The organism is Arthrobacter sp. SLBN-112 (assembly GCF_006715225.1).
In the GTDB taxonomy this organism is placed as follows: Bacteria; Actinomycetota; Actinomycetes; order Actinomycetales; family Micrococcaceae; genus Arthrobacter.
This window is the reverse complement of record NZ_VFMU01000001.1, coordinates 2,734,609-2,746,065: the sequence shown is the minus strand read 5'-3', so window position 1 is coordinate 2,746,065 and position 11,457 is coordinate 2,734,609. Positions and strand designations below refer to the sequence as shown.

At 65.3% G+C, this 11,457-nt stretch carries 8 protein-coding genes and 1 rRNA gene; 2 read left to right on the top strand and 7 right to left on the bottom strand.

All coding sequences use genetic code 11. The features are described from left to right. Positions 1-35: 35 nt before the first annotated feature. From FBY33_RS12715 to FBY33_RS12700, 4 genes are all read right to left on the bottom strand, one after another. Positions 36-1,557, bottom strand: a 16S ribosomal RNA gene (locus tag FBY33_RS12715). A gap of 493 nt (positions 1,558-2,050) precedes the next feature. Continuing rightward, the gene (tyrS, locus tag FBY33_RS12710) at positions 2,051-3,364 is read right to left on the bottom strand and encodes a tyrosine--tRNA ligase (protein WP_142030880.1); all 1,314 of its coding nucleotides are present in this window, start codon (positions 3,362-3,364) and stop codon (positions 2,051-2,053) included. 34 nt (positions 3,365-3,398) lie between these two features. Further along, a complete protein-coding gene (locus FBY33_RS12705; RefSeq protein ID WP_142030879.1) occupies positions 3,399-5,627 on the bottom strand; it encodes a HelD family protein in 2,229 nt (742 codons plus the stop codon). Positions 5,628-5,678: 51 nt separating this feature from the next. Beyond that, complete coding sequence (locus FBY33_RS12700) at positions 5,679-6,368, bottom strand: DNA-3-methyladenine glycosylase (protein WP_142030878.1); 690 nt, start codon at positions 6,366-6,368, stop codon at positions 5,679-5,681. 128 nt (positions 6,369-6,496) lie between these two features. On the opposite strand from FBY33_RS12700, the gene FBY33_RS12695 reads away from it, so the two are divergent. Together FBY33_RS12695 and FBY33_RS12690 are read left to right on the top strand one after the other, a co-directional pair. Further along, positions 6,497-7,975: an AlkA N-terminal domain-containing protein gene (locus FBY33_RS12695; RefSeq protein ID WP_142030877.1), complete on the top strand. Its 1,479-nt coding sequence runs from the start codon at positions 6,497-6,499 to the stop codon at positions 7,973-7,975. Next, positions 7,972-8,466, top strand: a complete 495-nt coding sequence (locus FBY33_RS12690) for a methylated-DNA--[protein]-cysteine S-methyltransferase (RefSeq protein ID WP_142030876.1) — start codon at positions 7,972-7,974, stop codon at positions 8,464-8,466. Before FBY33_RS12695 ends, FBY33_RS12690 begins: the two co-directional genes overlap by 4 nt. 95 nt (positions 8,467-8,561) lie before the next feature. On the opposite strand, the gene FBY33_RS12685 is transcribed toward FBY33_RS12690, so the two are convergent. The 3 genes from FBY33_RS12685 to argH all read right to left on the bottom strand — a co-directional run bounded on the left by FBY33_RS12685 (position 8,562) and on the right by argH (position 11,454). Then, entirely contained in the window at positions 8,562-9,299 is a 738-nt protein-coding gene (locus FBY33_RS12685) for a maleylpyruvate isomerase family mycothiol-dependent enzyme (protein WP_142030875.1), read from the bottom strand. 57 nt (positions 9,300-9,356) lie between these two features. Then, positions 9,357-9,905, bottom strand: a complete 549-nt coding sequence (locus tag FBY33_RS12680; protein WP_142030874.1) for a pyridoxine/pyridoxamine 5'-phosphate oxidase — start codon at positions 9,903-9,905, stop codon at positions 9,357-9,359. A 121-nt stretch (positions 9,906-10,026) separates the two neighbouring features. Then, positions 10,027-11,454 carry an argininosuccinate lyase gene (argH, locus tag FBY33_RS12675; RefSeq protein ID WP_142030873.1) on the bottom strand — a complete coding sequence of 476 codons (1,428 nt, stop codon included), beginning with the start codon at positions 11,452-11,454 and terminating at the stop codon, positions 10,027-10,029. Positions 11,455-11,457 lie beyond the last annotated feature (3 nt).

The window sequence follows — 11,457 nt, the reverse complement described above, 5'->3', positions numbered from 1 at the left end:
CACCAGGACAGGAAAAGGTTGGAGGTGCTCCTTAGAAAGGAGGTGATCCAGCCGCACCTTCCGGTACGGCTACCTTGTTACGACTTAGTCCCAATCGCCAGTCCCACCTTCGACAGCTCCCTCCCACAAGGGGTTAGGCCACCGGCTTCGGGTGTTACCAACTTTCGTGACTTGACGGGCGGTGTGTACAAGGCCCGGGAACGTATTCACCGCAGCGTTGCTGATCTGCGATTACTAGCGACTCCGACTTCATGGGGTCGAGTTGCAGACCCCAATCCGAACTGAGACCGGCTTTTTGGGATTAGCTCCACCTCACAGTATCGCAACCCTTTGTACCGGCCATTGTAGCATGCGTGAAGCCCAAGACATAAGGGGCATGATGATTTGACGTCGTCCCCACCTTCCTCCGAGTTGACCCCGGCAGTCTCCTATGAGTCCCCACCATCACGTGCTGGCAACATAGAACGAGGGTTGCGCTCGTTGCGGGACTTAACCCAACATCTCACGACACGAGCTGACGACAACCATGCACCACCTGTAAACCGACCGCAAGCGGGGCACCTGTTTCCAGGCGTTACCGGTTCATGTCAAGCCTTGGTAAGGTTCTTCGCGTTGCATCGAATTAATCCGCATGCTCCGCCGCTTGTGCGGGCCCCCGTCAATTCCTTTGAGTTTTAGCCTTGCGGCCGTACTCCCCAGGCGGGGCACTTAATGCGTTAGCTACGGCGCGGAAAACGTGGAATGTCCCCCACACCTAGTGCCCAACGTTTACGGCATGGACTACCAGGGTATCTAATCCTGTTCGCTCCCCATGCTTTCGCTCCTCAGCGTCAGTTAATGCCCAGAGACCTGCCTTCGCCATCGGTGTTCCTCCTGATATCTGCGCATTTCACCGCTACACCAGGAATTCCAGTCTCCCCTACATCACTCTAGTCTGCCCGTACCCACCGCAGATCCGGAGTTGAGCCCCGGACTTTCACGGCAGACGCGACAAACCGCCTACGAGCTCTTTACGCCCAATAATTCCGGATAACGCTTGCGCCCTACGTATTACCGCGGCTGCTGGCACGTAGTTAGCCGGCGCTTCTTCTGCAGGTACCGTCACTTTCGCTTCTTCCCTACTGAAAGAGGTTTACAACCCGAAGGCCGTCATCCCTCACGCGGCGTCGCTGCATCAGGCTTGCGCCCATTGTGCAATATTCCCCACTGCTGCCTCCCGTAGGAGTCTGGGCCGTGTCTCAGTCCCAGTGTGGCCGGTCACCCTCTCAGGCCGGCTACCCGTCGTCGCCTTGGTAGGCCATTACCCCACCAACAAGCTGATAGGCCGCGAGTCCATCCAAAACCACAAAAGCTTTCCACCAACCACCATGCGATGGAAGGTCATATCCGGTATTAGACCCAGTTTCCCAGGCTTATCCCAGAGTCAAGGGCAGGTTACTCACGTGTTACTCACCCGTTCGCCACTAATCCACCCACAAGTGGGCTTCATCGTTCGACTTGCATGTGTTAAGCACGCCGCCAGCGTTCATCCTGAGCCAGGATCAAACTCTCCGTTGAAGTAAAACAAAAACAGACACAACCACAACCACCGGAAATAACGGCAGAAACAGCTGCAAAATTTGAAACCAGCTAAAAACACCATGCCAACCACGGGGTGGCGGCACAGCAAATTCAACCAATTTATAAAAAATCGGTATCAACAAACTTGGCACACTATTGAGTTCTCAAACAACAGACACATTCGAATATTCCCGGAACCAATTCAATGAATTTGTTTATTCCGTATTTCTTCGCTGCGATGTTTCAATCTTATTTCATTCATATTCACTTTTGCAAATCCGGCTATTTTCCCGGAATTCACTCGGTGGAATGAATCCGCCCAGCAAAATGAGAAGCAATTTCTCCAGTTCCACGCCCTGCGCGGTAAGAATTGCTTCTCAGAAGTTGGGGTTTGTCGCCACTCAGCGGCGGCGACTCAGAAAACAATACACGCCCTCCAGCAGCCGTGCAAATCGGCTGCGGAAGGGCGTGCATGCAGGACCCGAAGGTGCTAGGGAACCAGCACCTCGACGGTGGCCAGGTTCTTCTTGCCCCGGCGCAGGAGCAGGTACTGGCCGTGCAAAAGTTCGGACTCGGAGATCACGGCTTCGGGATCGGAGACCTTCTCGTTGTTCACGTAGGCACCCCCCTCGCCCACTGTCCGGCGGGCGGCAGACTTGCTTTCTGAAAGACCGGACGCCACCAGCAGGTCGATAATTCCCATCCCATCCACCTGCACTGTGGTGGAAGGGAGCTCGGAGGTAGCCGCCTGCAGCGTTGCCTTGTCCAGGGCAGCCAGGTCGCCGTTGCCGAAGAGGGCGGCGGAAGCAGCAATGACCTTTTCAGTCGCGTCCACTCCGTGGACCAGTGAGGTCACTTCGAAAGCAAGCTTCCGCTGGCCTTCCCTGGCAAAGGGGCGCTCGGCCACGGAAACCGCGATCTCCTCAATCTCCGCACGCGTCAGGAACGTGAACACCTTGAGCCGGTCCACCACGTCTGCATCCGCCGTGTTGAGCCAGAACTGGTAAAAGGCGTAGGGGCTGCACATGCCGCCATCCAGCCAAATGGCGTTGCCCTCGCTCTTGCCGAACTTGGTTCCGTCAGAGTTGGTGATCAAGGGCGTTCCCAGGGCGTGGACGCTCTTGCCCTCCACCTTGCGGATCAGTTCGGTACCGCTGGTGAGGTTGCCCCACTGGTCCGAGCCGCCGGTCTGCAGCACGCAGCCGTAGTCGCGGTAGAGCTGCAGGTAGTCCATGCCCTGGAGGATCTGGTAGCTGAATTCCGTGTAGCTGATGCCCTCATCGGAGTTCAGACGGGACGCCACGGCGTCCTTGCGCAGCATGGTTCCCACCCGGAAGTGCTTGCCCACCTCACGCAGGAAGTCGATGGCGCTCAACGGAGCCGTCCAGTCCAGGTTGTTCACGATCCTGGCGGCGTTGTCACCCTCGAAGCTGAGGAAGCGGCTGACCTGGGCCTGCAGGTAGCCAACCCACTCCGCCACCGTGTCCTTCGTGTTCAAGGTACGCTCCGCCGTCGGACGGGGATCGCCGATCATGCCGGTGGAGCCGCCTACGAGTCCGAGTGGCTTGTGACCGGCCAGCTGGAGCCGCCGCATGACCAGGAGCTGGACAAGGTTGCCCAGGTGCAGGCTTGGCGCGGTGGGATCGAAGCCGCAATAGTACGTGACCGGCCCATTGGCGAGGAGCTTTTCCAGCTCTGCTTCGTCGGTTGATACATGGACCAGCCCACGCCACTTCAGTTCCTGCCAAATGTTGGCGAAAGTGGGGTCGTTGCGCTGCGGTTCGAGGTTGTTCAGTTCTGGCACGCTTCCTAAGTTAGCAGTAACGCCCCACAGCGGGTCAGCCGGCGATCCCGGCAGGCACGGGCTGCGAGGCAATCAGCCGCAGGCGCTGCGTGGCACGGGTCATGGCCACGTACAGGTCCCCCACCTTGCCGTGCTCATGGTTGAGCATGACGGACGGTTCCAGGACCACGACGCCGTCGAACTCCAGGCCCTTTGCCTCGCGCGGGCTGATCACCACGATGTCCTGTTCGTAGCTGCCGGCGCCCGTGCCGATGCGGCGCCCGTACACGGCGCGCAGGGCTGCCGTGGCCTCGGGCAGGAGGTCACCGTCGGCAATGACGGCGAGCAGGCCGCCGTCGAGCGCCTTGATTTCTTCCGGGAGGACCTCCACCAGCTTGCTGACCACCGTATCCTGCCCGACTTCGTCGATGATGGGCGCCCAGCGCCCCTCGCGTACCGCCTTGGGCGCGGACACCACCAGGCCCGCGGCGTTGGCCATCCTGACGGCTGCTTCAGCAATCTGGGAAGGCGTGCGGTAGTTGACGGTCAGCTCCTCCAGCTGCCAGCGGTCGCCGAACATGGGGGCCAGTGCCCCCTGCCACGAGTTGGCGCCGGCCACGGAACTGGTCTGGGCAATATCGCCCACAATGGTGAAGGACTTCAGCGGGCAGCGCCGGACCAGCAGCCGCCACTGCATGGGTGAGAGTTCCTGCGCTTCATCCACCACAATGTGCCCGAAGGCCCAGGTTCGGTCGCTCGTGGCGCGTTCGGCGGCGGTCTGCCGGGCTTCCTGCTCCCGGTTCTGCTCGGCCAGTTCCTCCGCGGACATCAAGGGGTCCACGCCGGCGGCTTCCATGTTGACCAGGGTCTGCTTTGCGTTGGCCAGGTCGCGGGCACGGTCGTGCTCCTGCTGCGCCAGCCCGCGCCCGGCAGCCGGGTCCAGCTCGCCGAGCAGTTCGGCGGCCTCGTCCAGCAGCGGCACATCGGATTCGGTCCAAGGGGCATCCGCGGGACGCTGCAGCAGCGCCCGCTCAGCCGGGGTCAGGTTGGGGGTGCAGAATTCCAGCACCTCCGGCTTGCTGAACAGATCGGAGATCAGCTTCTCCGGCGTCATGGGCATCCAGCACAGGTTCAGCGCGATCCGCACGTCCCGGGCGGCCCGGACGTCCTCGGCAAGGTATGAACGGTCCGCGTTGTTGCCGAGGTTGCCGGCCTCAACGAGTTCGGTCATCTGTTCGGTCAGTTCGCGCAGCAGGATCTTCACGAACGTCACGCGTGCCTCGTTGTAAGGCTTTCCGGTGGCACGGGCGCGCTCCCGGGCGCGCCGGACCTGCCGGGGCGTCAGAGTGAGCTTGCGGCCGTCCACTTCGAGGATCCGGTTCTGCGCGGGGACGCGCATGCGGTTGGACACGGCGTTGGTCACGATGGCCGCCATGTCCAGGCGGCCCTTGATGGCGGCCGCGTCCGGATCGGGTTCGGGAACGGCATTGATGCCGGGCATCAGGCGGCCCACACTGGCCATGACAACGCCGGTCTCGCCAAGCGAGGGCAGCACCCGTTCGATGTATTTCATGAACGACGACGACGGGCCCACCAGCAGCACGCCTGCACTCTTAAGGCGGTCACGGTGGGTGTACAGCAGGTAGGCGGCACGGTGCAGGGCCACGGCGGTCTTGCCGGTACCCGGCCCGCCCTGGACCACGACGGCGCCGGAGATGGAGGACCGGATGATCCGGTCCTGTTCCGACTGGATGGTGCTGACAATGTCCGACATGCGGCCGGTCCGCTTGGAGTTCAGGGCGGCGAGCAGGGCGCCTTCGCCCTGCAGCGATTCGTCGTCCGTGAGCATTCCGGCGTCCAGGACGTCGTCCTCGATGGCTTTGACGTCGCGTCCCTGCAGGATCAGGTGCCGGCGCCGGCGTACGCCCTGCCGGTCGAAGGCCGTGGCCTGGTAGAAGTGGCCGGCCTCAGGTGCCCGCCAGTCCACCATCAGCCGCTGCAGGTCCTCGGTGGTGAGCCCGATGCGGCCGATGTACTGGGCTTCCCCGGAATCCAGGTCCAGACGGCCGAAGACCAGCCGGTCATCCACCGCATCCAGCTGCGCCAGGCGGTCCTCATACAGTGCGGCGAACGCATCACGTTCGGAAACGTTCTGCATGGTGCCCACGGCTCCGGCGCGCCGGACCTGCGCCAGCTGGCGGCGCTTTTCCTCCCGGAGTTCCTCCAGCCGGGCATACAGGCCGGCTACATACTCCCGTTCGTGGGCCAATTCGGCGTCGTGCATTAACGTTCCCCTATCGCGAAAGACAGACCGTCCATTCTACAACCATTTCCGTTAACGCTTATGAAACGTTGCAGCCGGCGGCAGGGCGTCCTGCTGCTTCCTGGTCCGGGGCTTGGCCGCCTTGTATTTGGAGACGGTGGGATCCCCGCTGAGCCAGAACCGCCAGGCGTATTCCTCGGACCCCCCGGCCCCGGCCACGCCCACCCGCGGACCGGAACTGACCGGACCACTGGAGCCGGAGGGAAGCTCCAGGCCAAAAGGCGGAGCAAGCGCATCCCGGCCGCTGTCCGCCGTCGTCAATCCCAGCGCTTTGGCGAGGCGGGCCGGACCGCTGGCCAGGTCGGCAGGACTCTTCGACGTAGGACGCCGCCGTTGGGCCAGTTCCAGGCCGTCCACCACTTCGCCCGCGCGCAGCAGCAGGGCGGACGCGACGCCGGCCGGGCCGCAAACGATGTTGGTGCAGTGGTGCATGCCGTAGGTGAAGTACACATAAAGGTGACCGGCCGGACCGAACATCGGGGCATTGCGCGGGGTTGGACCGCGGTAGGTATGGGAGCCGGGGTCCGGGTGCAGGGAATCCTCGGGCCCAAGATACGCCTCAACCTCGGTGAGCCGGATGGACACGGCGCCCTCCCGGGACTGGTGCGTCAGGACGGCGCCCAGCAGTTGCGGAGCAAGCTCGCGGGCATCCCCGGACAGGAAGCTCCGAAGCTGCCCGGCGTCCGAAGTACTTTCGTTCATTGCTTGACCTTACCCAGCTGGGGGCGGCTTCAGCTCCCCGCAATGCGGCCGGGCAACGGATTCCGGCCGTCCACGGCCATGTCCGATTTCCGCTAGTACCTGCCGCGGCAGGCTGGCAGGATGAAGGAATGGACTTCTGGCAGCGCTACCGGGCAATCGATGCCCGTGACCCCCGGTTCGACGGCCAGTTCTATACGGCCGTCCGCACCACGGGGATCTACTGCCGCCCCTCGTGCCCGGCCCGGACCCCCAAGGCGTCAAACGTGACGTTCTACGAGACCTCCGCCGCGGCACACGAGGCAGGCTACCGCGCCTGCAAACGCTGCCTGCCGGAGGCCGTGCCGGGTACGCCGGCCTGGAACGTGCGGCAGGACGTTGCGGGCCGCGCGATGCGGCTGATCAATGACGGCGTGATCAACCGGGACGGGGTTGCCGGTTTGGCCTCCCGCCTGGGCTATTCGCCCCGCCAGCTCAACCGGATCCTGGGCCAGGAGCTCGGCGCCGGTCCCCTGTCGCTGGCCCGCGCTGCAAGGGCCCAGACCGCGCGGACGCTGCTGGTGTCCACCTCCATGAAGCTGGCCGACATCGCCTTCGCCGCCGGCTTCAGCAGCGTGAGGCAATTCAACGAAACCATCGCCGAGGTGTTCGACATGACCCCCACGGCCCTCCGCAGGACCGTGCGGCACCCGATGGCCGGCGGCGGCACGACGGCCCTGACCCTGGGCCTCCCCTACCGTCCGCCGTTCGATCCGGGCATCTTCTCCTTCCTGGCCGTCCGCGCCCTCCCAGGGATTGAAGAGGGCACGCCCACCTCCTACGCACGGACCCTGCGGCTCCCCCACGGCGACGGGCGCTTCCGGGTGGCGTACGACGGCGGCACGCGGGAAGGGCAGCTCACCCTCACCGTGGGCGCGGTGGACCTTCGCGACCTACCGGCACTGCTGAGCCGCGTGCGGCGGTTGTTCGACCTGGACGCAGATCCGGAAGCGATTGACGCCGCCCTCACCGCCGATCCCCGGCTTGCTGCCGCGGTTGCCTCCGCTCCCGGGATGCGGTTGCCGGGGGCGCTGGACCCGCAGGAGCTGCTGGTCCGGGCCATGGTGGGCCAGCAGATAACAGTGGCAGCGGCACGGACCGCACTGACCCAGCTGTCCGCGGCCGGCAGTCCCAGCAGTACCGCCGGCGACGGCCTGGACAGGCTTTTCCCCACCCCGGCCCAAATAGCCGCAGCAGAACATCTGCTACGCGGGCCCAGGAGGCGGACCGAATCGCTGCTTCAGGCAGCATCAGCCATGGCCGCCGGAGAACTGGAGTTCGGTTACGGGGATGACCCCGCAAGCCTGGCCGCCAAACTGCTGCCCTTGCCCGGGGTGGGACCGTGGACCGCAGGGTACGTGGCCATGCGGGTCCTGGGCGCCCCGGACGTCTTCCTTGCCAATGACGCCGCCGTGCGGAACGGGATCCGCGCCCTCGATAATGGTGAGGGCACCCTCAGCCCTGACTTCCGGGAGACCAGCCCGTGGCGCTCCTACGCCACCATGCACCTGTGGCGCGCTGCGGCACGGCCCGCACTGACAACAACCGTTCCCGCGAGAGGGATGCCATGAAAGCCCAACTGTTGCAGCTGTCTACACCGGACGGACCGTTCACCATCCTTGCCCGGGATGGCGTGGTCCTTGCTTCGGGGTGGACGGCAGGCCTTGGGGAACTGACCGGACAGGTCCATCCCGCACTGCGGCCCGACGCCGTGGAGGAGGTGACGGACCTCGGCGGGATCTCATCCGCCGTCGAGGCCTTCTACGACGGCGACCCCGCCCCGGCCATGGCAGTTCCGGTCCTGCAGCAGTCCGGCCCGTTCCGTGTCCATGCGTGGGATGTGCTGCGCCAGGTCAAGCCCGGCTCACCGGTCACGTACACCGAGTATGCGGCCCTCGCGGGCAACCCGCGTGCGGTGCGGGCCGCCGCCAGCGCGTGTGCCTTCAATGCGGCGGCGTTGTTCGTGCCCTGCCACCGCGTAATCCGGACTGATGGATCCTTGGGCGGCTTCCGTTGGGGCCTGCGCGTCAAGGAAAGCCTGCTGTCCCGCGAGGCCGCCTGACGCCTGGCAACTCCCCCACCCCCCCTGGGTTGCTCTATCACTTGTGGTCCCTAAAACCCCGATTTAGGGACCACAAGTGATAGAGCAAGGACGTGTTACTTGGGGTCGGGCATCGCTGACGGCCAGGGCAGCAGGGCGGGAAGGTCGCTGCCGTCCCCGGCGGCAGTGGCCCGGAGGCTGTCCAGCGATGGCTTCCGCCCCGCAAGCCATGCGGCGATGTCCGTGACCATGCCGCTGACGACGACGGTGCTGCCGCCGGCACCGAGGGCCAGCGGCGGAAGTGCCACCGGCTGCAGGACCAGCCGGGTTTCGGCCGGGACGCGGGCCGCCAGGAAGTCGAAGAGGTGGGAGCAGAATTCCCGGTTCCATATTTCGGGTCCCGTGCCGCTGTCCAGGTCCGCGGTGTGGATGACCAGCTCGCGCCAGAGCGCCAGCCCAGCATCGAAGATGACGCCGTCGCGGAACGCGATCCGCGTCTGCCACTCGTCTTCACCCAGCGAGTCGAAGGCGGCCAGTGCGCGCTGCAGCGCAGCCTTCACGTCCGCCCGGTGCTCCTCGAGGCTGTGCCCGGCGGCGAGGTCGATGGCGCGGTTGCGGCCTTCCACGCCGCCGTCGTAGAGCTCCACCGTTTCGCCGCGGCGGCCGTACTCCACCTGCCGGGCCAGGGCGTCACAGATTCCTGCGACGTGGGCCAGGAGGTGGCCGCGGCTCCAGCCGGGAAGGGTGGACGGAGCGGTTTCGCCGCCGTCGGGGATGCGGTCCAGCCCGGCAGTCAGCGCCGCGGCGGCCTTGTGCAGTTCAGCCAGGAGCACGGCAGGAGAAGGAGAGGTCATGCGGCCAGCCTAGCGGAGCAGTCAGGTGGGCCAGGTACTTAATCCAGCCCAGGTACCTCAATCCAGCAGGGTTCCGTCCGGCCCCACACGGTGCCGGACATGGTTGCCGTCGTTGCTGGCTTGCCAGAACTCGATCTCGGTGGGCTGAACGGCGTAAAGCTGCCAGTGCGGATTGTCGCTGCCATCGGCCCGGGGCCGCTCGTGCCAGTCCACCGCGGACGCCTCGGCGGAGAGCTCGGCCACGTTGCCAGCTACCCGGACCTGCCGGCCCATGCCCGGCCAATAGAAGTTCATGGCGGCACGTGGCTCGGCGGCCAGTTCCCGGCCCTTGCGCGAGGTGCGGGACGTGGCAAAGTGCCAGCCGTCGTCGTCAATGTTCTTCAGGATCAGCATCCGCGAGGACGGCTGGAGCCCGCCCCCGGATGCCGCGCCCACAGTGGCCAGGCTGAACGCGTGCGGCTGCTGCTCCCCCGCGTCCAGCGCCTCATCCAGCCACTGTTTGAACAGCAGCGCTGGGTCCTGCGGTGCATTGTCCGGGTCGAAACCGGGCAGGTCGGACGGAAAGTCGGGAAGGGTGCGAAGGAATTTGCGGAAGGTTTCGCTCATGGAGCCAGCCTAGCGGCCACATTAAACGCCGCGAGATGACACTTCACGGCAGTGTTTGTGGAAAACATTGCTGCAAAGTGCCATCTCGCGGAGGTGCGGGCAGGGAGCATCCGCCCAGGTGTTACTTGGCGTACTCCCGCACGCCCGCGAGCTCCGCTTCGAGCGCAACCAGCTGGCGTTCGACGGCGGCCGGCGCAGTTCCGCCCTGCGAGTTGCGGCTGTTCAGGGACCCTTCCGTGGACAGGACAGTGCGAACCTCGGGCGTGAGGTGCGCCGAGATGGCCGCATACTCTTCGTCCGTGAGGTCCCACAGCTCCACGCCGCGGGATTCCGCCTGCTTGACGGCAGCGCCGGAGAGTTCGTGCGCCTCGCGGAACGGCACGCCCTGGCGGACCAGCCACTCGGCGATGTCCGTGGCCAGCGCGAAGCCCTGCGGGGCCAGCGACTCCATCCGCTCCGTGTTGAACGTCAGGGTGGCGATCATGCCGGACACGGCCGGGAGCAGCAGCTCCAGGGTGTCGGCGGCGTCGAACACCGGCTCCTTGTCCTCCTGCAGGTCGCGGTTGTACGCCAGCGGCAGGCCCTTGAGCGTGGCCAGCAGCCCGGTCAGGTTGCCGATCAGGCGCCCCGCCTTGCCGCGGGCCAGCTCCGCCACGTCCGGGTTCTTCTTCTGCGGCATGATCGAGGATCCCGTGGAGTACGAGTCATGCAGCGTGACGAAGGAGAACTCCTTGGTGGCCCAGAAGATGACTTCCTCCGAGATGCGGGACAGGTCCACGCCGATCATGGAACAAACCCAGGCAAACTCGGCGAAGACGTCGCGGGACGCGGTGCCATCGATCGAGTTGTGCACGGCGGAGTAGAACCCGAGGTCCGCCGCCACGGCTTCCGGGTCGAGGCCCAACGAGGACCCGGCCAAGGCGCCGGAGCCGTAGGGCGACACGCCTGCCCGCTTGTCCCAGTCCTGAAGCCGCTGCACGTCGCGCAGCAAGGCCCAGGCGTGGGCCAGCAGGTGGTGGCTGAGCAGGACCGGCTGGGCATGCTGCAGGTGGGTGCGGCCCGGCATGGCAACACCATGATGGGCCTTGGCCTGCTCCACGAGCGCGTCCACCGTGGCCAGGACGCCGCGGGCGATGATCTTTGCATGGTCGCGCAGGAACATCCGGCCCAGCGTTGCCACTTGGTCGTTCCGGGACCGGCCGGCGCGGAGCTTGCCGCCCAGCTGGGCCCCGGCCCGTTCGATCAGCCCGCGTTCCAGCGACCCGTGCACGTCCTCATCGGACTCGGCGGGCAGGTAGGCGCCTGACGCAACGTCCTCATCCAGTTGGGTGAGCGCAGCCAGCATGCCTTCCAGTTCGGCGTCGTCCAGCAGCCCGGCCTTGTGCAGCACGCGGGCGTGCGCCTTGGAACCGGCAATGTCGTAGCGCGCCAGCCGCCAGTCAAAGTGCGTCGACTTGCTCAGCGCGGCCAGGGCGTCCGCGGGGCCGCCGGCGAACCGGCCGCCCCACAGCGCACCCGTGTTTGTAGCCTCAGCCTTAAGCTCAGCCACAGG

Bases quoted from the DNA above. Each gene is read 5' to 3' on its own strand.
- FBY33_RS12690 (WP_142030876.1), top strand. From the start codon at position 7,972: ATGAAAGCCCAACTGTTGCAGCTGTCTACACCGGACGGACCGTTCACC.
- FBY33_RS12700 (WP_142030878.1), bottom strand. From the start codon at position 6,368: ATGAACGAAAGTACTTCGGACGCCGGGCAGCTTCGGAGCTTCCTGTCC.
- FBY33_RS12680 (WP_142030874.1), bottom strand. From the start codon at position 9,905: ATGAGCGAAACCTTCCGCAAATTCCTTCGCACCCTTCCCGACTTTCCG.
- FBY33_RS12685 (WP_142030875.1), bottom strand. From the start codon at position 9,299: ATGACCTCTCCTTCTCCTGCCGTGCTCCTGGCTGAACTGCACAAGGCC.
- FBY33_RS12695 (WP_142030877.1), top strand. From the start codon at position 6,497: ATGGACTTCTGGCAGCGCTACCGGGCAATCGATGCCCGTGACCCCCGG.
- FBY33_RS12705 (WP_142030879.1), bottom strand. From the start codon at position 5,627: ATGCACGACGCCGAATTGGCCCACGAACGGGAGTATGTAGCCGGCCTG.